This is a genomic window from Sphingorhabdus sp. YGSMI21 (genome assembly GCF_002776575.1).
Classification (GTDB): Bacteria; Pseudomonadota; Alphaproteobacteria; order Sphingomonadales; family Sphingomonadaceae; genus Parasphingorhabdus.
Genome location: NZ_CP022548.1, coordinates 2,289,414 through 2,311,920, shown reverse-complemented (window position 1 = coordinate 2,311,920; position 22,507 = coordinate 2,289,414). Strand labels below are relative to the sequence as shown.

18 protein-coding genes are annotated in these 22,507 nt (G+C 58.1%); 7 read left to right on the top strand and 11 right to left on the bottom strand.

The window, feature by feature from the left end:
* Window positions 1-760 precede the first annotated feature (760 nt).
* Together CHN51_RS11305 and CHN51_RS11300 are read left to right on the top strand one after the other, a co-directional pair.
* Window positions 761-2,080: a sel1 repeat family protein gene (locus CHN51_RS11305; RefSeq protein WP_100094105.1), complete on the top strand. Its 1,320-nt coding sequence runs from the start codon at window positions 761-763 to the stop codon at window positions 2,078-2,080.
* Between the two features lie 266 nt (window positions 2,081-2,346).
* Window positions 2,347-2,814, top strand: a complete 468-nt coding sequence (locus CHN51_RS11300; RefSeq protein ID WP_100094104.1) for a hypothetical protein — start codon at window positions 2,347-2,349, stop codon at window positions 2,812-2,814.
* 80 nt (window positions 2,815-2,894) lie between these two features.
* On the opposite strand, the gene CHN51_RS11295 is transcribed toward CHN51_RS11300, so the two are convergent.
* The 4 genes from CHN51_RS11295 to CHN51_RS11280 all read right to left on the bottom strand — a co-directional run bounded on the left by CHN51_RS11295 (window position 2,895) and on the right by CHN51_RS11280 (window position 6,059).
* Entirely contained in the window at window positions 2,895-3,179 is a 285-nt protein-coding gene (locus CHN51_RS11295) for a CcdB family protein (protein ID WP_276308618.1), read from the bottom strand.
* Between the two features lie 187 nt (window positions 3,180-3,366).
* Window positions 3,367-3,555 carry a hypothetical protein gene (locus tag CHN51_RS11290; protein WP_100094102.1) on the bottom strand — a complete coding sequence of 63 codons (189 nt, stop codon included), beginning with the start codon at window positions 3,553-3,555 and terminating at the stop codon, window positions 3,367-3,369.
* A 2-nt stretch (window positions 3,556-3,557) separates the two neighbouring features.
* Window positions 3,558-4,784 carry a radical SAM protein gene (locus tag CHN51_RS11285; protein ID WP_164089129.1) on the bottom strand — a complete coding sequence of 409 codons (1,227 nt, stop codon included), beginning with the start codon at window positions 4,782-4,784 and terminating at the stop codon, window positions 3,558-3,560.
* 351 nt (window positions 4,785-5,135) lie between these two features.
* Window positions 5,136-6,059, bottom strand: coding sequence for a hypothetical protein (locus tag CHN51_RS11280; RefSeq protein ID WP_123906304.1), 924 nt, complete (start codon window positions 6,057-6,059; stop codon window positions 5,136-5,138).
* A 191-nt stretch (window positions 6,060-6,250) separates the two neighbouring features.
* Here CHN51_RS11280 and CHN51_RS11275 point away from each other — a divergent pair, with 191 nt between their 5' ends.
* Window positions 6,251-7,993 (top strand): VWA domain-containing protein, encoded by a 1,743-nt coding sequence (locus tag CHN51_RS11275; RefSeq protein ID WP_240616702.1) that lies wholly within the window; start codon window positions 6,251-6,253, stop codon window positions 7,991-7,993.
* A gap of 41 nt (window positions 7,994-8,034) precedes the next feature.
* Here CHN51_RS11275 and CHN51_RS11270 read toward each other — a convergent pair whose 3' ends face one another.
* The 3 genes from CHN51_RS11270 to CHN51_RS11260 form a co-directional block, all read right to left on the bottom strand.
* Window positions 8,035-9,138, bottom strand: coding sequence for a PepSY-associated TM helix domain-containing protein (locus tag CHN51_RS11270; protein ID WP_100094099.1), 1,104 nt, complete (start codon window positions 9,136-9,138; stop codon window positions 8,035-8,037).
* A complete protein-coding gene (locus CHN51_RS11265; RefSeq protein ID WP_100094098.1) occupies window positions 9,138-11,189 on the bottom strand; it encodes a TonB-dependent receptor in 2,052 nt (683 codons plus the stop codon). Before CHN51_RS11265 ends, CHN51_RS11270 begins: the two co-directional genes overlap by 1 nt.
* 143 nt (window positions 11,190-11,332) lie before the next feature.
* A complete protein-coding gene (locus tag CHN51_RS11260) occupies window positions 11,333-11,734 on the bottom strand; it encodes a DUF2946 family protein (protein WP_100094097.1) in 402 nt (133 codons plus the stop codon).
* Window positions 11,735-11,916: 182 nt separating this feature from the next.
* Between CHN51_RS11260 and CHN51_RS11255 the strand changes: the two genes are divergently transcribed.
* Entirely contained in the window at window positions 11,917-13,203 is a 1,287-nt protein-coding gene (locus CHN51_RS11255) for a porin (RefSeq protein WP_100094096.1), read from the top strand.
* Between the two features lie 79 nt (window positions 13,204-13,282).
* Here CHN51_RS11255 and CHN51_RS11250 read toward each other — a convergent pair whose 3' ends face one another.
* Window positions 13,283-14,473 (bottom strand): potassium/proton antiporter, encoded by a 1,191-nt coding sequence (locus CHN51_RS11250; protein ID WP_100094095.1) that lies wholly within the window; start codon window positions 14,471-14,473, stop codon window positions 13,283-13,285.
* Between the two features lie 179 nt (window positions 14,474-14,652).
* Between CHN51_RS11250 and CHN51_RS11245 the strand changes: the two genes are divergently transcribed.
* On the top strand, window positions 14,653-15,891 hold the full coding sequence (locus CHN51_RS11245) for a mechanosensitive ion channel family protein (protein WP_100094094.1): 1,239 nt from the start codon (window positions 14,653-14,655) through the stop codon (window positions 15,889-15,891).
* A gap of 30 nt (window positions 15,892-15,921) precedes the next feature.
* Here CHN51_RS11245 and CHN51_RS11240 read toward each other — a convergent pair whose 3' ends face one another.
* Both CHN51_RS11240 and CHN51_RS11235 read right to left on the bottom strand, forming a co-directional pair.
* Window positions 15,922-17,397, bottom strand: coding sequence for a UdgX family uracil-DNA binding protein (locus tag CHN51_RS11240; RefSeq protein WP_100094093.1), 1,476 nt, complete (start codon window positions 17,395-17,397; stop codon window positions 15,922-15,924).
* A gap of 11 nt (window positions 17,398-17,408) precedes the next feature.
* Window positions 17,409-18,650 carry a putative DNA modification/repair radical SAM protein gene (locus tag CHN51_RS11235; protein WP_100094092.1) on the bottom strand — a complete coding sequence of 414 codons (1,242 nt, stop codon included), beginning with the start codon at window positions 18,648-18,650 and terminating at the stop codon, window positions 17,409-17,411.
* A 178-nt stretch (window positions 18,651-18,828) separates the two neighbouring features.
* On the opposite strand from CHN51_RS11235, the gene CHN51_RS11230 reads away from it, so the two are divergent.
* Window positions 18,829-20,055 (top strand): DUF3419 family protein, encoded by a 1,227-nt coding sequence (locus CHN51_RS11230; protein ID WP_100094091.1) that lies wholly within the window; start codon window positions 18,829-18,831, stop codon window positions 20,053-20,055.
* 5 nt (window positions 20,056-20,060) lie between these two features.
* A complete protein-coding gene (locus tag CHN51_RS11225) occupies window positions 20,061-20,762 on the top strand; it encodes a class I SAM-dependent methyltransferase (protein ID WP_100094090.1) in 702 nt (233 codons plus the stop codon).
* 6 nt (window positions 20,763-20,768) lie between these two features.
* Here the strand turns inward: CHN51_RS11225 and CHN51_RS11220 are convergent, their stop codons facing one another.
* On the bottom strand, window positions 20,769-22,217 hold the full coding sequence (locus tag CHN51_RS11220) for a M20/M25/M40 family metallo-hydrolase (RefSeq protein WP_100094089.1): 1,449 nt from the start codon (window positions 22,215-22,217) through the stop codon (window positions 20,769-20,771).
* Window positions 22,218-22,507: the final 290 nt, after the last annotated feature.

Here is a 22,507-nt window from a genome sequence, read left to right as displayed (position 1 = left end):
TGTCTCGTCGCGTTTGATCTCAAAAGTTAGTCAAACTTAGGGCCTATGAACGGTTCTCGCATGTCCGTTCGCGGAGAGCGGGTTTATGGGACTCGCACGAAGACACGAAGGCGCTAAGAGATTGCGCTTTGTGGCTTCGTGTCTTCGTGCGAGCCCAGCAATTTTGCGTCGCGCGGTGAACTTTACACAAACAAATTGTTTTATTTTCCGTGACCTTTGCCCCCAGACCGCAGAATTCCAGCATTTGCAGGAAAACAACCGGCCTTCGAGTGTGACCTTTGAAATAGCCGCCCGAACCGGTCCATCGGAAACAAGCCCCCAGCCGCCAGCGCCGCGATCCTATCCAGATTGTCAAAGAGCCCGTCCCGCGCACGGCGCGGAGCGGGTGCGATAATAGCGGATTGGACGGAGTGTAGGACAGCGCTTTTTTTACCTTCTCCCGTGAGGGAGAAGGATACGAAGCCTTATCCGCAGGATTAGGCGAAGTTGGATGAGGGTGTTCCGCTGGTGGGTTGCTGTGCAAATAAGGTCCGGTAAACCCTCACCCAGCTCCGACCAGGCAGCAAGCTGCCAAGTCTGCACAACCCTCTCCCTTGAGGGAGAGGGGATAGAGGAACCTGCTTTCTGAAACCGTGCCCCTTGAAATCGAGAATATTGTTTGTAGCAAGGAGTCACAAGGTTGCAGACTCACAAAAGCCAGGACGGCGGGTCACAGATTTTAATTATTCTCCCGAGGACGGGATGAAGGAAAATTGTGCGATTGAACGGTGAACAGGATGAGGACTTGCGACGCAACAGATGCTTGTCGGTTTTCTTTCGCGTCCTGACCCCTATCGCGCTCCTCACCGGACTTCTAGCTGGCTGTGCCGCTCCAACCAGCTATATGGGGATTGATCTTTCCACGCCGGTCGATCCGAATAGAATCATAGAATATGATATTCAACGTCGGGCCCAGCGGGCTAAATCCGGAAACAAATGGTCACAATTTGTTTTGGGTCTCCATTTCGAAGAAGGAGTTGGGGTTGAGAAAAATATTGCAACGGCGTTGAAGCTACACGCCGCCGCCGGAAGTGATGGTTCCGGCAAGTTGACGATTTTCATCCCCCAAGATGGTATCGTGCAGGCGCAAACGGTCAATACAGGAAAGCCGACAAAAGGACTGAGGCTTGCTGCATACAAATATGCATTACTCTCCACACGAACTGAGGATTCTGGTTCAGTAACACGCATGGACGCATTGATGCAGCTTGCTGCGACTGGCAATGATTACGCCAATATTGATCTGGCAAGACAAATTGTCCTGGATAAAGATGCCAAACAGGGCAACCAGAAAGCACGCGATTATTATCAAGCCGCTCTGGACACAGGTTTTAAATCCACTTTTCAGTGGCCCGAGGATTTTGCAGGGATCTCGAAAATTGAAGCTGTAAATCCCGTAGCAGTTATGGAATATTGTAAGCTTATCTTGCAGGCAGGGTCGCAGGACACAATGTGCAAGGACAGAAACAGCATCGAAATTCTGGAACGTTTGGTTCGATTGGATCAGCTGCACGTGCGGTGCGCAAAGAAAGTAAAAAACCCGACGAGTTTTATCGGCAATTATGTGTTTATCAGAGGTAAGAAAAGTTCTTATCGGTGCCTCGTCAAAACCAACGAGAATGAGATCGACTTTGCGATCAGCCCATTGACGAAAAAACTTATCTGGCATTTCTGGGTGCTGGTGAACAAATTTGAGAGCAATGAACGAGCAGTTTCATACGCTGACTTGGCGGTTATGCAGCTATTCTTTAAGGAGAATTACAAAGATCTGTTTTCAAGAAATACAGATTATTATCGTTTCTCTTTTGTAACAGATCAATCTCTTCTTACCGTTGCTCTAAAAGACATATTTTTACAGAGCTACCCATATGCAAAAGCAGGATTAAGCGAACATGATGATTATTGGGCGGGCTTAGCCTGTCCCCGGTTTCGGTTAAGGAAACGCCATCAATATGAATTTGTTGGCCCCGTTGAATTAGCGATTTGCGATGCGCAACGTGCCATGCGGGGCCACAAGATAGAACATCCGAGCGAATTATAAGTCGGGATCACTGCGACAGTCGACTTTATCTCCGTAATTCACCATCATTTACACCTTCTCCCGCAAGGGAGAATGATAGGAAATCTTGCCCCCGAAGCGTCGGGGCAGGCGGCTAAAAGCAGTTGGATGAGGGTGTTCCGACCGTTATGTCCGTTAGTGGTGAGCCTGTCGAACCACGCCTTACCAAGCTTGCTGCCGGCACTTTGGGCGTTGGATTGCCTGCGGCAAAGTTTCGCCTGGAACGCTTGAAGAGAGGAAATTAGAGCATGGTTTTTGTGTTTGATCGCGAAAGAAGAGCGCTTGTTGATGAAGATAGAAAACTGCTCTTTAAAGAAGCGGGCATGAGCGGTAGGCCGGAAGATGGTTTCGATCCCATGAACTACAGTCTTCAAATAGACGATACTGAATTTATTCGAGAAACCATAGTAGCAAGAAATGATGTCTTCATGGATTTTAGCGACGAGCGGGATAAGCATAACAAACGAAAATATACAGTCCGTTTAGGTGACGATCCTTGGATTAGAGTCCTCACTGCAGGTACCCGAAGAGTTTCTGGTTCCGCGCTATGGACTGGTGAAATAGAATCCTTATTCAGAGAGGCAATGTACGCCTTTTACACAAAAGAATATGGTGATCATATACATCGGATCCACGTTATATTTGGAATTATGGGAAACAAAGCTTCCTTGGAGACCTTCGCTCCCGATCATCCTGTTTATGAAGTGGAAAATTGAGCCATGGCTTTGACGCTCCAGCAAGCGTTCGATCGACGAGAATCACGATACCATTGCAATACATCGCACCCAACCCACCCTCAAAACCCCTGAACCAGAAAATCCAGCGCGTCGACCATCACCGCGCGATAGGGCCCCTCCACATTCACCACCGGCTTGCCCAGCGACGCGCGGCGCAGGGTGCCGATGTCGGTGGTCATCAGGCAGAGGTCTTGCCCCTTGATGGTAATTACCGGTTTCAGCTTGCGCATGGTTTCGGCGCGGACGGCCTTCGCGGGGACCAACGGGACAACGACGGTGCTGGCCAGATCGGACAAAAGGTCGGCCTGCGCCTCCAGCACATAAGGTCCTTCTACCCGGTTCAGCCTGTAGATATCGAGATGAAGATCGCGATCGGTACGCCTGCAATCTCAATCTATAGCGTTCGAGATACGGTCACAGCCACACCGATTGCCCACTCATTCCTATTGCTTGGGACCTTCCGTGAAAAACCCGATGCCTTCCGCGCGCGGAAACATATTGGTGCGTCGTCAGCGCAACGCAGCAACGGCCTTAGAACCTGTAAGTCCAGATATTATATATCCAGTCGGCTTTGGCGCTGGCATCTGCCCTTGCTCGTTCGTCCCCTTCACGGAATTTGTTGGCCAAGAAGCTTGCCAGTCTGGAGTCCCCTCTCGCGGCCTCCAGCTCGCCTTTTTCCAGAATCTCGAAAGCTTCACGATCGATTGAAATCTCAGCCATGCCTATCTCTCCTCTTCTTTCATATCTTCTATTAAATCATATAGACCACAACAATTACTACTAATACCGTGCCTTAAATTCAGGCGCGCGTCATGTGGACATCCTCCGCGACAATATTTATAGTTAGCGCATAAAGAGAATGAACTCAATAGAGCGTCCGATTCGGACCTAACTTGTTCCAGCGATGAATTATTCACCAATATTTCCTGCAGGGATTGGGTGGCGAGACTGCCGAATCTGAATGCCTCGTCGCCAACATATTTGTCACAGGCTGACACCACGCCGTCTGGTTCCACTGTCAAATATTGTCCCATACATCCGCCTTGATAAATGCAGAGGCGAGAGTCGGACCCGCCGACGATCCGGTATAGTGAATCAAGTTCGCGAATGGTGATCTTGTCGCGATATTCCGCTTTCCACAGCCGGAAGACATCGCGCAGGAACTCGACAAACCGGTCCCACGGAAGATAAGGCATGGGCGAGCTACTTTCGTCATTGGCCGGCAGAGCGTTGAGAAACCCCACCGTTGCCACATTTTGCTCCAGCAAGCCCTCCAGCAAACCGCGTGCGCCAAGCGCCATGACCTGCTCGTCCACCACCGCGAGCCAACCATGCGGGATCTCGAATTTTTCCAGCAGATCCACGCCCCGCCGCGCATCGGCATAGCTTCCGGAACCGTCTTTGAACCGGCGATGCCTGTCGTGGTTTTTCTCGTTGAAATCCAGACTGACCCCGACCGAAAATCCCGTCGCCTTGAAAAAGCGGCACCAATCCTCGTTCAACAGTGTTGCATTGGTCTGGATGGAATGTTCGACGCGGCGATCATCAACCCTGAAATGCTCTTGCAGCCAGATTGCCCGCTCGAAATAGCGGCGGGACAGAAGGGTTGTCTCACCGCCGTGCCAGACAATGTGCAGCCACCGGATACCGGGGAGAGACATTGCGTTTTGTATGGCTTTCGCCAGCAGCTCGAAGGAGATGACCTGGTTCGGGCCTTCCCGCCAGGCATTGCAATAGCTGCACCGAAGATTGCACAGCCTTGTCGCTTTCAAAATAATGTAGAGGCTTGCCGGATAGCGAATGTCTTCCGTCAGCAGTTTCGGTTTTTCCAGTGCGTCCAGACCATCTCTTTGATGGCGATTGAACATATCTTGCTCGCTCAGGCGGAGAAAGTCGAGTGCAGAGGGTGCATGAACAGCCAGTCCATCTGCCAGAGTTTCAGGGTCCATCCCTCCCATGCGAAAACCTTTTTATAAGTTGTTCGACACTAAACTATTATAAACAGACCATGGACCATATCACTTTTATTCGAAGAATACAAATATTGCGAAATATATGAACAACTATCCATGCAGATAATTGGCAATTACAGTAACGCTGTACGGCATCACTTTAACATAGCCGATTGATTTCCAATGTTTCTGAAACAGTAAATCCAGCGCGCCGGCCGGCGCTGCGCGATATGGCTCCTGCACATTCACCACCGGCTCGACCGGCGTTGATCCCCGACCGATATAGCGAAACGGCCAGGCTGCCTTGCGCGCGCTTGTGGGCGGGCGGACGGCGGCCTGGCCGGTTTTTCAGGCAGAGATTTTGAGCGAGGTCAGCGCTTCATGCTGTTGCGCGTTCATCTCTTCCAGCGCCTTGTCGAGATCGGCCAGCAGCTGCTGATAATCGCTAACCAGCTTGGACAATTCGCCTTCCAGGCGCGCCACTTCGTCAACCGCGTTGTTTTCCTTCAGGATCCGGATGGCCGATTTGGTCTTGCCGATGGCTTCGTCATAGGCGCTTTCGACATTGGTCCGCTCCTTCAGGATCGATTCCCTGAGATCATCGAACATCAGTTCGATTTCCTCGCCGATCTCGGACTGGAGGCTGGCTTTCAACTCGGTCTGGGCGGAGGCTATTTCGGCCGTCATGTCGGCAGCGACATCCTCGACCTTTTCCTTGTGGTCCTCGATCTGGGCGTCGAGCTTGCGGAGATAGAATTGCGGCAGATGGAGTTTTATCTCCACCCGATCCATTTTCACCACCGGCTTGTCGAACTTGATTTCCACTCGCTTGCTCGAGAATTGCGGAATATCGGTCTTGATCGTCACCCGCTTCATATAGGCTTCCGGCACATGGGCGTAAATGCAGGTCCATTTGACCTTGAAGCCGTGGAATTCTGGCTTTTTCGCGATGCACTTCCGTACCATGCGGGTGGCAGGAACATCGAATTTGAGTTCCTTGATTTTCATCGTCACCTCGGGAATGTCGAATTTGATCGTTTCCCTTTCCATGGAAAATTGCGGCACGTCGAATTTGATCGATGTCAGCTTCCACTTCACGTCAAAGGTGAGGTTGAGCATCGCTTCGGTATCGGACGGATCGGGAGCATCATCGTTGATATTCCCCAATTGTTCCGATCCCTTCTGTCTGATCGCCTGAACGCGGGCTTCGAATTTTTCCTTCAGTTCATCCACTTTTTTCTGGATCACTGCGTTAGAGTTTTCACCGGGCATTGATTCTGTCTCCTCTGAATAACGCGACCGCAAAACTGTAACCAATGGAGCGCCGGGCGTTGCGTGATGTCCGTCACGCCCTCGGCTGATCACGCCGGAACCGACGGAGAAAGAGCCCGTTCATCTCCCGTTCATCTTCATAATGATCATATATGTTACGTTATATCATTTTATTCACGAGGAGAGAATTAATGAGAACGCCCCCCGGAAGCATCGCTTTTCCCGCCGGCTTGACCGCCTGTGTTCACGCCGTTGCCCTGACGATGATCATCTCGTCCTGCTCTTCCGACAAGCAGTCCGCGTCAAAAGGCTATGCGCCGCCAATGCAACTAGACATGCCTGTCATGCCAGAGGAGGCCGAGGCGGATTATGCTGGCGCAGCGGCCTATGCGCCGGGCGTGGTTGCGGCTCCCTCGCCTTCCAATGCCATCATCATCGACCAGAACGGTGTGCAGATTTACGGCAAGCAGCCCGAGCAGCAGACCACGGTCTACCGCTACCAGCCATCCTTGCGCGATCCGGTTGCGATCCCGAAAGAAGACCGCGAACGCTATGATGGCGAGCCGGTGTCCGACGTCAAGCTGGCGCGGCTGGAACCGGTTTCCACCTTCTCCGTCGATGTCGATACCGGCAGCTATTCGAACACGCGCCGCTTTCTGACCGCAGGCCGTCTGCCGCCACAGGCAGCGGTCCGGACCGAGGAAATGGTCAATTATTTCCGCTACGACTATCCCAAACCCGCCAGTCGCGATGTCCCGTTCAGCGTATCCAGCGAAGTGGCGCGATCCCCCTGGAACGACCAGAGCCGGCTGCTGCGGATCGGCATACGCGGCTATGATCTCGACCACAGAACGCGCCCGGCGGCCAATCTGGTTTTCCTGCTCGATGTCTCGGGCAGTATGCATGCCGGCGACAAACTGCCGCTGGTCAAGACCGCGCTCGGGATGCTCGCCAACAAGCTGACCGCCCGCGACAAGGTTTCCATCGTCGTCTATGCAGGCGCCGCCGGACTGGTGCTGGAACCGACCAGCAGCACCCGCGATATCAAGGCAGCACTGGCCCGGCTCGATGCCGGTGGCTCGACCGCTGGCGGAGCGGGCATCCAGCTTGCCTACAAGACCGCCCGCGACCATTTTGTCAAAGGCGGCGTCAACCGGGTCATTCTGGCGACCGACGGCGATTTCAATGTCGGAATCACCAGTCAGGACGACTTGATCAAGCTGATCGAGAAGAACCGCGAAAGCGGCATCACGCTGACCACGCTGGGCTTTGGCCAGAATAATTATAACGAGGCGATGATGGAACAGATCGCCGATGTCGGGAACGGCAATTATGCCTATATCGACAATGCGATGGAGGCGCGCAAGGTGCTCGACGAGGAAATGACGTCGACCCTGTTCACCATCGCCAAGGATGTCAAAATCCAGATCGAGTTCAATCCCGCGGTGATCTCGCAATATCGTCTGATCGGCTATGAAAACCGGGCGCTGCGCGAGGAGGATTTCGACAATGACCGGATCGATGCCGGGGATATCGGTGCCGGCCATCAGGTTACCGCTCTCTACGAGGTGATACCGGTCGGCAAGACCGGCTGGATCGGCGACCGCCGCTATTCGAAAACCCAGGCCGGTGCTGCGGTGAAGGGCGAGGAAATGGCCTATCTGAAGTTGCGCTACAAATCCCCGGATGGGGACAAGTCGAAACTGATCGCCCAGACCATCAGCAGCGCGTCCCTGGACAACGCGCCGCAACCGAAAGGCGATCTGGCGTTCGCGGTTGCCGTCGCTGCCTTCGGGCAGAAATTGCGCGGCGACAGCAAGCTCGCCGATTATTCCTTCGATCAGGTTGCACGGCTGGCCGGATCGCCGGGTGGCTATTGGCGTCAGGAATTTGTCAAACTGACCCAGCTCGCCGCCGGGCATGACGACAGTTGAAGGGGCGATGAATATTACGGGTGAGGCACCGAATGGAGCCCTCACCCTCGCCGCCTTGATCGCCAGCGCAAGACACCAGTGACGAACAGCACCGCCGGCAGCAGTCCGCACAGCGCGGCCAATAGGCGCCCGGCCAGTCCGCCGGCCGATCCATCGTGCAGCGGGTGCAGCCAGTTGTTGATCGTGCTGCCGGTCCGGACCTGTCGCGCGTCGTGAATCGCCACGACCTTGCCGCTGCCGCCCTCGACCCAGACATAGCTGTGCGGGAAGCGGAAGCTGGGGTCGCCGGGGACCTGCATGCGCAAGCGGAAATGGCCGCCCTGCTCCGGTGGCGTTTCGATCCACGCGAGACGGGCCTCGGGCAGCGCCGAGCGACCTGCGCGCACGATATGGGCGACGCTGACCGGCTGTCCGGATGGGGTCGAGGCGGGATGAACATGGGGCATGGCGTCGACCGGCAGACCGGCTGCGCTCAGCGCCGTATCGCTCTCCTCCGGCAGCGCCAGCATGATCCCGGTCACCGTCAGGATGAGCAGAAACACCAGACCGGACAGCCCGGCAAGCTTGTGCCAGTCCCGCAGGCTCCGGTGCGGGTGGGCGCCGGGCTTGAGCCGCAGTGCCTTTCTCCAGGAACCTCTGGGCCACCAGGCCCATAGACCGCTGAGCAACAGCGCGAGCAGGACGAAGCCCAGCCAGCCGAGCACGGTACCGCCGGTCTCCCCGAGCAGCAGCCGGTAATGCAGATCATAGATGAAGGTCACCGCATATTCGCCCCAATAGTCGCGGCGCAGTAGCTGCGAGCCATCGGGGGAGAGCCAGACCATCATCGGCCGGAAATCATGGCCGGCCCGCTCCCGCGGATTATAATAGCGCGCGGGGATCGCGCCGGGCTGGCCAGTCACTTCAAATCGCCACGGCCCCTGTTTGTCCGGATAGGCCTGGCGCACGGTCGCCAAGGCCCGGTCCCAGTCGGGTATGCCCGCCTCCACCCGGATTTCCGGATGCAACAGAGCATCCAGCTCCGGATAGAAGGTGAGGACCGAACCGGTCAGGCCGAGCAAGACCAGCAGGCCGCCAATGCCCAGCCCCAGCCATAGATGGAGCGCGCGCACCGCGCGACGCAGCCGGTCTCCCCTGATCTGCATCAGAAGCGCAGACGGGCGCTGGCGGTGACATTGCGGCCATTGGCCGGGCTGTGCAGCGTCTGCGATCCGTCCCACCAGACATATTCATAATAGCTGTCGCCCAGATTCTTGACCGTCAGACCGAGTTCCAATGTGTCGTTCACGCGATAGAAGGCGCTCGCATCGAACACATTTAAATCGCCCCATTTGCCCTCCGCATTGGCGGTGGTGAGATGGTAGGAGGATTGCCCGCGCCCGGTCAGCGACAGGGTGAGCGGCTCCAGCGGAGAATATTCAATCCCGCCGGACCAGAGCCAGCGCGGCGTGTGGTTGATCTCATTGCCGGCCAGTTCCGGCGTCGCCGGCGATGGCACCGAAATGACGGCCTTCTGCCATGACAATGCGCCCCACAGCGACAGACCGGCCATCGGCTGGACGCTCAGTTGAACATCGACGCCTTTGCGGTCGGTGCCGCCGACATTCTCGAAATCACCCAGCGGATCGTTGAGCTTGCGCGCAATTTCTCCGGTCGCGCTCTGCTCCCAATAAGCGACACGCGCCTCGACCATGTCGCCAAGCTGATATTTTGCGCCCAGTTCCCAGCCGCTGTTGATCGACGGGGCCAGATCGACCTGGCGTGGCGGGATCAGATAGGCGCCCGATCCCAGACCGATCTGGAATGTCTTCCCCCAGTTGCCGTAAAGCGTGACGCCGTCGGTCAGGAAGACCGCGACCGACAGCTTGGGCTGGTCAATGCTGCCATAGTCGTTGATCGGCGCGGACGTGTCGCTCAGCAAATTATCGAAGTCGCCGCCGACCCAGTCGATCCGGTAGGCGGGCGTGATTCGCAGCCAGCTTGCCGGTTCGATGATGGCCTGGACATAGGCGCCGCCAACCGAAAGGTCGAACTGCTGGTCGCGGGTCTGGCTGGTCGGCACGCGTTCGACCGAGAGCCAGCGGGCGGAGCGATTGTCCTGCCATTCGATATTGCCGCCGGCCTCCAGCATCAGCGGGACGCCGGACAGATCGCCGTGCCAGTGGAGCGCTGTCGAGACACCATATTGATCTTCCTGCGTCAGGCGGCGCTGCTGCGAGGCTCCGGCGGAGAATTTGACAAAACGGTCGTCGCGAAAGCGGTTGTAATAGGCCATGCTCGACCAGTCGAGCCGGTCGGACAGAGCCGCGTCGAGCGTCAGCGCATATTGTTGCAGCCCGCGGGAATCGCCGTCGGATTCGTTATAGTCGTTGGTCATGCGGGGGTTAGCGCGGCTGTCATCGAAGGTCAGATAGCCGGGCTCTTCCGCGTCCGCGTCATAGTAACGCGCGATGGCGCCCAGCTTGACGTCTTCTCCCAGCGCAAGTCCCCATTTGCCGGCCAGGCTGAACCGCTGGCTGTCGCTGTGATCGCGATAGCCGTCGCTCTCCCGATAGGCGATCTGGTAATTTTGCGTGACATTGCCGCTTTCCAGTCCGGCGACCAGCTGCCCCTCGAAACTGTTGTAACTGCCAACCAAGCCGCGCGCGTCGACATAGGTGCCGCCGGAGCGGGTGATGATATTGGCGCTGCCGGCAATGGCGTGCAGGCCATAGCGCGGGTCGGAGGTACCGCGGACCACTTCGATACCCGCAATGTTCAGCGGAAAGGCCATGTCGATATAGGGCATGTTTCCGTCGTTGCTGTTCGAGGGGATGCCGTCGATCAGCAGCCTGACCGCGTTGATATTGCCCTCGCCATTGAAGCCGCGCATCGAAAATTTACCGCTGGTCGTGCCCTGGTTGAAGTCGGTCACCAATATGCCCGGCATCCGGCCGATCAGTTCGTAGACATTGTCGACATCGGCTTTCTGCGCAATGTCACCGCCCAGCCGGTCGACCGAAGTCAGGACATTGTCGGTGCTGCCCGCCATGCCGCGCGCGGTGACGACGATTTCACCGACCGAGAAGCTGGTGTCGGGTTTGTTTGTGGCGGGTGTAGAGGCGTCGCTGCCCTCGCCTGAGACTACGGCCAGAGCGGGGACGGCGTTGACGGCAAACAGGAGACCGGCGGCCAGCGCAGGATAGGAAATCTTCATTATGGGTATCCGATATTGATGGGTTCAAACATGATATTGCGGTTTGAACGCAGCCGGATCGGGTTTGATATATGGCGCGTGGCGATGCGGACCTTGCCGGTCCGCCACCGTTTTTGCGCATTGAATTTTGCCGAGTAGCTGCGTCAGGCAGCCAGCGGTGGCCCCCTGGAGGGCGGGCGCAGGCGTGGCGTATCGCTTGCCCCGGACGATATCTGCGGCGCGAATGCGAGCGCCAGAACAAAAGCGATGGCCGAGGCCAGCAGCGCCAGGTCCACGCCAGCAACCGCGCTCTTCGCCAGTCCGGTATAGGGGCAATCATTCTTGCCCTTTTCATGCTCCGCGCCGCTAGTCCCTTTCATCGGGACCGATATCTCTCGGGTGAGCTGTTCGCCGGTGGAATCGGAGCAGATGACGACGGTCAGCACCATATTGTCGCTCGTTACCATATAGCCGGCCGGAACCAGCAGCTTGAACAGCAATGCGGCGCCGAGCAGACAGGCTGCCAGCGTACCGTTGTTGCGGATCAGGGTGCGGATCGAATCCATCGGCGCCTGTTAATTGGTTCACTCCGGCTTGTCATCAGCGAAGACATGCTGCGTCGCCAAGCTCAGCTACGTCGCCCGCAACCTTTCCTAACTTGCTGCGCGCCGGTGGGGATCGCTAGGGACGCGCTCCGGCAAACACCCTCTCCCGTTTCGCCGGTACACCAACAGAAAGTCGTATCGTCATGTCCCGTTTCTCAACACGTACCGCCAATCGCCCGGCCTCTTCGCTGGCCAGCCTCCTGCTCGCCGGTGCGGCGCTTTGCATGCCGGGCACGGCGCAGGCGACGGACGGTTATTTTGTCAATGGTGTCGGCGCCAAGTCCAAGGGCGCTGGCGGCGTATCTATCGCGATGCCGCAGGATGCGTTCGGGATCGCCACCAACCCGGCTTCCGCGACCGCCATCGAGCACCGGCTGGATGTCGGCTTCGAGATTTTCATCCCCGATCGCGGCTCCGAGATTATCGGCAATCAGGCGGGGCTCGACGGGGTCTATTCGGGCAATGATGCCAATCCCTTCATCCTGCCGGAATTTGCCTATGTCCGGCCGCTGTCGGACACGGTTTCGATCGGCATCGCGGTCAACGGCAATGGCGGCATGAACACCGACTACAAGAGCAATCCCTTCGCCAGCTTCGGCGCCACCGGATCGGCGGGCGTGAACCTGCGGCAGATTTCGATTGCGCCGACGATTGCGGTGGAGATTGCCGAGGGACAGAGCCTTGGCCTGTCGCCGCATTTCGTGGTGCAGAGCTTTGAGGCCAATGGCATCCAGCCGTTCGCCGCCAATTCGCAGGACCCGAACGCTTTCACCAACCGCGGCGAAGACTGGGCCTTTGGCGCTGGTTTCCGTGTGGGCTATCTCGGGTCCTTTGGCGACAATTTCCGCGTCGGTGCCTTCTATCAGTCAAAGGTCTGGACCACCGAGTTTGACCGTTATGCCGGACTGTTCGCCGAACAGGGCGGTTTCAACATGCCCGCATCCTGGGGCGTAGGCGTATCGGTCGACGCGACGCCGAAGCTGACGCTGGGCGCGGATTTCAAGCATATCGAATATTCGGACGTCAATTCGGTCGGTAACCCGATAGCCTCGCTGCTTCAGGGCGTTCCCTTTGGCGCCGATAACGGCCCCGGCTTTGGCTGGAACGATATCGATGTGTGGAAATTCGGCGCGGTCTATCAGGCCAGCGACAGGCTGGCCCTGCGCGCTGGTTATGGTCGCTCTGCCAACCCGGTCCCGCAGTCGGAGACCTTGCTCAATATATTGGCGCCGGGCGTGGTTCGCGATCACTACACATTGGGTGCGACGTACAAGCTATCGGAGAAATTCGAAATCACCGGCTATGCCATGCGCGCGCCGCGCCAGACCGTGAACGGATCCGGATCGATCCCCGCACCCTTTGGTGGCGGCGAAGCGAATATCCATCTGGCCGAGACGGCTATCGGCTTTTCGCTGGGCTTCGGTTTCTAGATTGGCGTCACCAGTGATTTTCTTCAGCGATCATCCTCAGCAATGAGGATGATCGCTGCAGTTTCTATGACAAACCAGATCAGCTTCTGACCCCGAGCCGGTCGGCGGCCCATTTGATCGTCGGTCCTTGGATGATGCTGGACAGCAGCACCACGAAGAAGACGACATTGAAGATCGCGAAAGCGCCCGGCACCCCGGCGACCATCGGGAATGTCGCAAGAACAATCGGCACTGCGCCGCGTAGACCGGCCCAGGACACGAACAGCTTCGATCGCCAGTCAAACTGGCGGAAGGGCGCAAGGCAGATGAAGACGCTCAGCGGCCGGGCGACAAACATCAGGATGAAGGTTATCGAAAGCCCCGGTATGATGACCGGAGCGAGATTGGACGGCGTAACCAGCAGCCCGAGGGTGAAGAACATCACCACCTGCGACAGCCAGGCCATGCCGTCCTGGAAGCCGGCGACGGTGGCCTTGGCGGCATAGGTCCGGTTGCCGGCGACGATACCCGCGAGATAGCTGGCGAGAAAGCCGTTGCCGGCAAGCACTTCGGCAAGACCGAAAGCGATCAGGGCGGCGGCGATCGAAATGACAAAGGCGAGGCCCCCTTGCTGATAGCCGCCGCGCTTCAGCACTTCGGGCATGCCAAAGCCGATGGCGACGCCGACAATCGCGCCCATCACCATCTGGATGACGAAATCGGGCGCGAGCTGGAGCGGTGAAGCGGACGGGCTTTCGATCAGGAACAGCGCCGCGCCGACCAGAAAAATCGCCATCGGATCATTGGAACCGGATTCGGTCTCGATCAGCGCCGGCACATCGCCGTGCAGATCGAGGCCGGAACTGCGCAGCACGGCAAAGACCGCCGCCGCGTCGGTCGAGGCGATGACCGCGCCGAGCAGGGCGCCCTGCAGCGGGCCGAAGCCTAATATGAAAATGGCGGAAAGCGCCACGATCCCCGCGCTGATCAGGACGCCGATGGTGGCCAGCAGCAAGGCCGGGGCCGCCATGCGCCGGACGTCGCGCCAGGCTGTGCCCATGCCGCCGGAGAACAGGATGAACAGCAGGCAGGCGATGCCGATGCCCTGCGTCAGCTCGAAATTCTCGAAATAGAAACCCCCGGGACCGTCGACACCGGCCAGCATGCCGAGGCCGAGAAAACCGATCAGCGCTGGAAAACCGAAGCGGCTGGACAAGGTTCCCGCGAGCACGGTCGTGAACAATATCACGCCGAGGACAAGCAAGGTCAGTTCGGTGTCGAAGAAAGTCATGAATCTCCTGACCATCGGGGGGTTATGGCTGCTAACAATAGCATCACCAGCGGGATCTCGAAAGACGAAACGGCCGGATTCGCTTCCGTTGACACGGTCGGTGCTGGCGGTCATAATTCGCGCTTCCCTCACACCCCCGAAAACGGAGACAGCGCCCCTCGACCCGCGGGCACGAAACCATGCAGCAGTTCCAGAACCAAAGCCTTTCCGTTATAGATAGCATTCCCTTCCTTCCCAACCTCGCGCCGTCGGGCCAAACGCTGGTCGGGATCGCTATACTCCTAGCCATTGCGTGGGTCGCCAATTTCATCATCAAGCATATCGTGCTGCGCATCGTCACGCGCTGGATGCCCTATGAAGACCTCACGCCCTTGCCGGTCGCGGCCCGGCTGGCCAATATCGTGCCGGCGCTTATCATCTCGAACGGAATCGGCGCGGTTCCCCATCTGCCGGCGCCGGTTATCACCCTGGTCAGCAATGTGGTGTCCGCCTCGATCATCCTGTTCATCGCAATGGCGCTGAGCAAGGCGCTTACCCTCGCCAACGATATTTACGAACATCGGCCGAGTTCCGCGACCCGGCCGATCAAGGGCTATATCCAGCTGCTCAAGATCATTCTCTATGTCGGCGCCACCATATTGATCATCGCCGCATTGATGGACCAGTCGCCCCTGCTCCTCCTGTCCGGTCTCGGCGCTATGGCGGCGGTTGTCCTGCTGGTATTCAAGGATACCTTGCTGTCGCTGGTCGCATCCGTCCAGCTGACCTCGAACGACATGCTGCGCGTCGGGGACTGGATCGAGATGCCGGCGCTCAATGCCGACGGCGATGTCATCGATATCGCGCTGCACACGGTCAAGGTGCAGAACTGGGACAAGACGATCACCACCATTCCCACCCATCGCCTGATCTCGGAGAGTTTCAAGAACTGGCGCGGCATGTCCGAAGCGGGCGGAAGGCGGATCAAGCGGTCGATCTTCATCGACCAGAACGGCATCCGCTTTCTCACGCCGGAGGAGAAGGACGGATTTCGCCGCTTCCAGCTGCTCGACGACTATCTTGGCCACAAGCAGACAGAGTTGAGCCAATGGAATGCGCCGATCGAGAAAGCCGGGCGCGACGAGGTCAACGCCCGCCGGGTCACCAATATCGGTACATTCCGTGCCTATGTCGTCGAATATCTGCGCGCCAACAGCCATATCGCCGACGGCATGACATTGCTCGTGCGCCAGCTCGACCCGTCGCCGCAGGGGCTGCCGATAGAGATTTACTGTTTCACCAACACCACCGACTGGAAGGACTATGAAGATATCCAGTCGGATATTTTCGACCATTTGCTGGCGATCCTTCCCGAATTCGGGCTGCGCCCCTTTCAGGAACCGAGCGGTCTGGATTTGCAACGCGGGCTGGCGGCGTAACAGCGGAAGTCACGACAAGTCCGGCTTGTCTCAGTGGACAAAATTGTCCGCCAGCTGCAGATCACGAACGAATTTCGCATATTCGACCTGCCGCCCCTGCTCGTCGGGAATGCGCAGCAGATAGGACGGGTGGACCGTGATCAGGATCGACCGGCCATCCGGCCCGGGCAATATTTCGCCGCGGTGGCGCGAGATTGTGACCGCCTTGCCGGTCAGGCTGCGGGCAGCGGTTGCGCCGAGCGCCACCACCAGCTTCGGATTGACCAGCCTTATCTCCTGTTCGACCCACCAGCGATAATAGTTGATCTCGCCGACATTGGGGGTTTCGTGAATGCGCCGCTTGCCGCGCGGGGTAAATTTGAAGCGTTTCACGGCGTTGGTGAGAAATGTCTGCTGCCGGTCGATATGGGCCTGCTCCAGCGCGCGGTCGAGCAATTGGCCTGCCGGTCCGACAAACGGCTTGCCCTCCCGGTCCTCCTGATCGCCGGGCTGCTCGCCGATGATCATGATATCGGCATGGTCCGGACCGATACCGTGGATCAATCGGTCGGAAAATTTGTCTCTGGGCGCGTCGGGTTGCTGTTCCAACAGCGCGTAGAGCTGATCCAGCGAGGTTGGCCGATCTGCGGCCGGTTCATCCGTCCTCGAGTCAAATAGCCTGTCATCGGGCGCGCCCGCCACCATCGCCTCGACCCGGGTCCCGGCTTGTTCCAGCAGCGAAGGAATCAGCTCCGCCTCGGGCAAATTTTTCCAGTATTTCATCGGCATTTCGGACTTCATCGCGTTGATCTTGACCCGGGCCGGGTTGAAGATATTGGCGTAATAGGTCCGCCATTCGGCCTCGACCACATCCTCCTGCGGCACGTCCTCCTTGCAGCCGCCGGGGCCGACCGAGAGCTTCTGGCCATCCCATGCAATGCTCGCGCCCGGGGTGACGATCAGCCAGTCCATGCCGGTGAAGCGGTTACGGAAAAACGGGGCCACCGCTTCGGTGATATGATGGTCCGGTTCGAACCAGGCGACAAATTGCTCGCGGCCTTCTGACGCGCCGATTTTGCGGAAGCGGACAAAGGCGTGCATCTTGTGGATATCGCGGCGGATCGCCTTGGCGTAGCGGTTCAGCTTCAGCACATCGGCATCGGCGGGATTGCGGTGCAGAGCGGGCACCGATTGCGCGCGATAGAGGAGACGGTAAGCGAGATCGAACCGATCTTCATTGCTGTGCAGCAGCGCGCTGTTGATCAGCGACAGCAGCGTCTTCGATATCCGGACAGGGCGCGCGATCTGGTCGCTGCTTTGCTCCGGAAAAGCGGCTGGTGGCGACAGATCCAGTTCGCCGCTATTGCCGCGCCCCTCGACTGTCCAGGTCACCTGATCCGGCGCGACACCCCCTTGCAAAAGCCGCCGCGCATGGTCGCGCCAACCCTCGAGATCGACTTCGCTCAAGAGTGATATCCGGTAAGTGCTTTTGGCGAGAGCATTGCCGCCTCTAAAATCTGCAACCATATTCACGACCGTCAGGCTGGAAACAGACTAAGCTGTTCGGGTGGCGGTTTCAGCCGGTCGTAGAGGTTCAGGGAATCCAGTTGTTTGCCCGGATGCCAGTCGACCGTGGTGATGAACGGCAAGATTTTCTTCACCGACTGGCAGATGCGTTCGAGGTCGGTCAGGCGCAAGGCGGTGAAGCGGCGGGCCTGGAGTATCTTGCCGACGCCCTTGCCGCCCAGTCCGGGGATGCGCAGCAGACTTTCCTGATCGGCCAGATTGATATTGACCGGAAAGCGCGCGCGATTTTGCAGCGCCCAGGCGAGCTTGGGATCGATGTTCAGGTCGAGCTGTCCCGCGCTGCCGCCCTGCATGATTTCCGCGACGGAAAAGCCGTAGAAGCGCAGCAGCCAGTCGGCTTGATAAAGCCTGTGTTCGCGCAACAAAGGCGGGGCCTGAGCCGGGAGATTGCTGCTCGCGTCGGGGATCGGGCTGAACGCGGAATAATAGACCCGCTTCAAGCCATAGCTGCCATAAAGGCCGTCGCTGGTGGTCAAAATCTTGGCGTCATCGGACGCGTCAGCGCCGATGATCATCTGGGTGCTGTGCCCGCCCGGCGCGAACAGCGGCGCCTTGCGCGAGCTCTTGCGCTCCGCTTTCGCTTCGCGGACCTTTTTGCCGAGATTGTCCATCGTCCGGCGGATCAGCTTGCCGTCCTTTTCTGGCGCCAGCCGCGCGATCGATTCATCGTCGGGCAATTCGATATTGATCGACAAGCGGTCGGCATATTGCCCCGCCTGCTTGAGCAGCTCCGGATCGGCCTCGGGGATGGTCTTCAAATGGATATAGCCGCCGAATTTGTGCACGACCCGCAGACGCCGCGCCACCTCGACCAGCTGCTCCATCGTATAGTCCGGACTGCGGATGATGCCGGAGGAGAGAAATAATCCCTCGATATAATTGCGCTTGTAGAAATCCAGCGTCAGATCGACAATTTCCTGCACCGTGAAGGCCGCGCGCCGCACGTTGCTCGACGAGCGGTTGATGCAATAGAGGCAGTCGAACATGCAATAGTTGGTCATCAGGATTTTCAGCAGCGAGATACAGCGTCCATCGGGCGCATAGCTGTGGCAGATGCCCGTGCCGCCGGTCGAGCCGATGCCACCCGATTTCGCCGAATTGCGCTTCACCGACCCGCTCGACGCGCAGGACGCATCATATTTCGCGGCATCGGCAAGAATCGCCAGTTTTTCGGAACGGTCAAGTTTGGACATGGCCTGACGTTAGCCCATGTTCTCGGTTTGTTCAATAACCTGGGTTAAGAGTTTCGGCGGAATCATGTGATTATCAATATTCGACAGCGCGGTCTCAAACCTGTCACACGCCGGTCATGCCGACGTCACTGCAGCGGCCTAGATTTGATTAAATGATCCAGATTTTCGGAGAGGCTCCATGAGCGCACAAATCGGTTCCGTTAAACAATCCACCATATTGAACGATGCGATCCTGCCCAATCGCGCCAGCAAGGCGGGGCTGCTGGAACGGACCTTCTCCTTGATGTTTCGCGGTCTGGTCTATCCGCAGATCTGGGAAGATCCGGTTGCCGATATGGAAGCGCTGGACATCCGGGCTGATCACCATATCGTCACTATTGCCAGCGGTGGCTGCAACGCCCTGTCCTATCTGCGCGCCAATCCTGCGAAAATCACCGCCGTCGATCTCAACGCCGCCCATATCGCGCTCAGCCGGCTGAAATCGGTGGCGGCGCAGCGGCTGGGCAGGCATGAAGATTTCTTCCGCTTTTTCGGTCAGGCCGATCACAAGCAGAATCTTGCTGTCTATCGCGACCGGCTGCGCCCCCATCTCGACGAAGCCAGCCGCCAATATTGGGACGGCCGCGACCATTTCGGGCGGCGCCGGATCAACGGCTTTGCCAAGGGCTTCTATCGCAAGGGTCTGCTCGGTAATTTCATCGGTCTGGTGCATTTGCTCGGACGGCTCGGAGGAGCGCAGCCATCACTGATGATGGCCGCGCGGACGCGCGACGAGCAGATCGAATTGTTCGAACGGCATATCAGGCCCCTGTTCCAGAAGAAACTGATGCGTTTTCTCTGCTCCAACCCGATGGCATTATTCGGTCTCGGTATTCCGCCGGCGCAATATCGAGCGCTTGCCGGTGACAAGCATATGGCCGATGTGCTGTGCGAACGGACCCGCAAACTGGCGTGCGATTTTGCGATGGCCGACAATTATTTTGCGCAGCAGGCCTTTGGCCGCGCCTATCAGAGCGCCGCGCCCGGATCGGTACCGCCCTATCTGGAAGAAGCGAGTTTCGACTGGCTTGGCGAACGCAGCCGGAAGCTGGAGATCAGGCATCAAAATTTCATCGAATTTCTGGCCAGCCAGGACGCCGGTTCGCTGGATCGCTATATATTGCTCGATGCGCAGGACTGGATGACCGACCAGCAGCTCAACCGGCTGTGGAGCGAAATCGACCGGACCGCAAAGCCCGGCGCCCGGGTGCTGTTCCGCACCGCGGCGGAAGAGACCTTGTTGCCAGGCCGGGTTGCCGACGGACTGCTCGCAGCATGGGACTATGATGCGGAACTTTCTCAGGCATTAACCCGCAAAGACCGTTCCGCAATCTATGGCGCGATGCATTTGTACCGGTTGAAATGAGCCTGATGGAGGATATTTTGCGCAAGCGGGCCAGCGACCGCCACGCCGATCTGATGGATCATGTCTATCGCAGCCAGAGCGGCATCTATGACCTGACCCGAAAATATTATCTGCTTGGCCGGGACCAGTTGATTGAAGCGCTGGATCCTCCGCCGGGCGGTCGGGTGCTGGAAATCGGCTGCGGCACCGCACGCAATCTCGTCCAGGCTGCGAAAGTCTGGCCGGACGCGGAGTTTTACGGCTTTGATATCAGCTCGGAAATGCTGAAAACGGCGCGCAAGAATCTGGCGCATGGCCGATTGACCGATCGCATCACGCTGTTTCAGGGCGATGCCGGAAATCCGGCGCTGGCCATGCCGCCAGCGCTCCGCAAATTCGACCGGATATTCCTGTCCTTCTGCCTGTCGATGATCCCCGACTGGCAGGGCGCGATCCGGCAGACCATCGCGCTACTTGCCCCGGGAGGCGAATTGCATATCGTCGATTTCGGCCAGTCGGAAAAGCTGCCACCTTCCTTTCGCAGGATATTGCAGCAATGGCTGGCGTTGTTCCACGTCGAGCCGCGCAAGCATTTGCGCCGCTTTCTGACAGAGCTGGATTGCGAAACCGGAACCCGCAGCGAATTTATCCCGCAATATCGCGGTTACAGCTGGCGATTTGTCGTCAGGCTTCCTGCAAAGGAAGCGCCCTGCTCCGGCGAAGCGTAACGTTCCTCATTCCGCCAGCTTCTTCAGAAACCAGTACCAGTGATCCAGTCCACCATAGAAAGACGCGACCGGCAAGCGTTCGTTCAGGCCATGGGCGAACATGTCGGAGGCTTTCATCGCGGCACCCGAGAGCGCTACCGTGTCATAGCCCAGCGCGCGGTAATGCATGCCGTCGGTGCCGCCCGACTCCATATAGGGTAGGATCGGAAGCCCCGGATAGCGCTTGTCGATACTGTAGCGGATCGCCGCCCTGACATCGTCGCGGAGTCTGGATTCGGGGCTTTCGGTGACATCGGTGATCAGCTTGAAGCCGACATTGTCATTGCCGATGATCTCTGTCAGCTTCGCCTCTGTCGCAGCAGCCCCCACTCCCGGAAAAATCCGGCAATTGACGGTTGCCGTCGCGGACTGCGGCAGGGCATTTTCCGCGTGACCGGCCTGCAACATCGTCGCGACACAGGTTGTGCCCAAAGTACCCACGGTTTCCGGATTGGCTTGCAGGGTTGCGATCGCCGAACTGTCAGTCGGGTCTTCGGCAAAGCGCAGCATCGCCTGCCCCATCTCGCCCGGCGTCAGTTTGCCGGCTGTGGCAAAATAGCTTCTGGTCAATTCCGTCGCCTGCACCGGAAAATTATAGGCCGCGATCTTGCCCAATGCCTCGGCCAGTTCGTAGATCGCATTGTCGGCGCGCGGGCGGGATGAATGACCACCGGGATTATTCACGGTCAGCTCGTAGGTGGCGTAGGTCTTCTCCGCAGACTGCACCCGAAAGGCGACGGGCGTTCCATCTTCCGCCAGCGCGATCCCGCCGGCGTCGCTGTTCAGGATGAAGGCCGGATCGATATGTTCCGCCACATATTTCGCCTGCGCCTCGGTCGAGACCATGCCGGTTTCCTCGTCGCCCGAAAAAACCAGAACCAGGTCGCGCGAAGGTTGCCAGCCCTCCGCCTTGAGCCACAGGAAAGTCGATGTCAGATTGGTGATGCCATATTTATTGTCCATCGTGGCGCGACCGAAAAAATAGCCGTCCTCTTCGGTCAGCGTGAAGGGCGGGCGCACCCAGTCCTTGGCCAGCGCATCGACCACGTCCATATGGCCGAGCAAAACAATCGGCTTGTCGGTGCTGCCGGCTTTTGCGCGATAGGTAACCATCAGCCCCTGGGTTTTTTCACCGTCGCTGTCATAATCCGTGACCTGGATGTCATCGTCGCTGAAGCCCGCCTTTTCGAACCGGTCGACAAGATAGGAAACCATCGCCGGGACCTGTTCCTGACCGCGCGCAGTCCTGAAGGCGATGACATCGCGGTAAATGTCGCGCGCCAGTTGCTGCTGCGGTGTCAGCGCGCTGGTGTCTTGCGCAAGAACAGGCTGGACAGAGAATATACCCGCCACCAGCAGGAGGGCCGCCCGGCCAGACAATTTTTGTATTTTTTGCTGAAGCTTATGTGCAGCCATCACCGGTTCCCCCCAAAAATCACATCCTATCCGCTGGACCGGAAATGTAAATCGTTCCGTCGAGTCGTCCGGGCTGGACAAGCCGTGCCGGATTTTCGCGAACAATCCGGGGCGCGCTCAACTCCCGGCGGACGGACCGAGCCAATCCATCGCTTGCAGTTTCTGATCGAGTGGCGCGGCCGCGAACAAGTGGAGCAAATTAACCATTTTTCTTTACCCTGTGTTCCATAGAGAGACAGTTTCGGCCCCTATGGCTTCGGGCATAACGGCTAGCAACTGGACTCGGGGGG

Bases quoted from the DNA above. Each gene is read 5' to 3' on its own strand.
- CHN51_RS11240 (WP_100094093.1), bottom strand. From the start codon at position 17,397: ATGGTTGCAGATTTTAGAGGCGGCAATGCTCTCGCCAAAAGCACTTAC.
- CHN51_RS11265 (WP_100094098.1), bottom strand. From the start codon at position 11,189: ATGAAGATTTCCTATCCTGCGCTGGCCGCCGGTCTCCTGTTTGCCGTC.
- CHN51_RS11225 (WP_100094090.1), top strand. From the start codon at position 20,061: ATGGAGGATATTTTGCGCAAGCGGGCCAGCGACCGCCACGCCGATCTG.
- CHN51_RS11260 (WP_100094097.1), bottom strand. From the start codon at position 11,734: ATGGATTCGATCCGCACCCTGATCCGCAACAACGGTACGCTGGCAGCC.
- CHN51_RS11245 (WP_100094094.1), top strand. From the start codon at position 14,653: ATGCAGCAGTTCCAGAACCAAAGCCTTTCCGTTATAGATAGCATTCCC.
- CHN51_RS11230 (WP_100094091.1), top strand. From the start codon at position 18,829: ATGAGCGCACAAATCGGTTCCGTTAAACAATCCACCATATTGAACGAT.
- CHN51_RS11250 (WP_100094095.1), bottom strand. From the start codon at position 14,473: ATGACTTTCTTCGACACCGAACTGACCTTGCTTGTCCTCGGCGTGATA.
- CHN51_RS11270 (WP_100094099.1), bottom strand. From the start codon at position 9,138: ATGCAGATCAGGGGAGACCGGCTGCGTCGCGCGGTGCGCGCGCTCCAT.
- CHN51_RS11235 (WP_100094092.1), bottom strand. From the start codon at position 18,650: ATGTCCAAACTTGACCGTTCCGAAAAACTGGCGATTCTTGCCGATGCC.
- CHN51_RS11255 (WP_100094096.1), top strand. From the start codon at position 11,917: ATGTCCCGTTTCTCAACACGTACCGCCAATCGCCCGGCCTCTTCGCTG.
- CHN51_RS11275 (WP_240616702.1), top strand. From the start codon at position 6,251: ATGAGAACGCCCCCCGGAAGCATCGCTTTTCCCGCCGGCTTGACCGCC.
- CHN51_RS11285 (WP_164089129.1), bottom strand. From the start codon at position 4,784: ATGGACCCTGAAACTCTGGCAGATGGACTGGCTGTTCATGCACCCTCT.
- CHN51_RS11220 (WP_100094089.1), bottom strand. From the start codon at position 22,217: ATGGCTGCACATAAGCTTCAGCAAAAAATACAAAAATTGTCTGGCCGG.
- CHN51_RS11300 (WP_100094104.1), top strand. From the start codon at position 2,347: ATGGTTTTTGTGTTTGATCGCGAAAGAAGAGCGCTTGTTGATGAAGAT.
- CHN51_RS11280 (WP_123906304.1), bottom strand. From the start codon at position 6,059: ATGCCCGGTGAAAACTCTAACGCAGTGATCCAGAAAAAAGTGGATGAA.
- CHN51_RS11290 (WP_100094102.1), bottom strand. From the start codon at position 3,555: ATGGCTGAGATTTCAATCGATCGTGAAGCTTTCGAGATTCTGGAAAAA.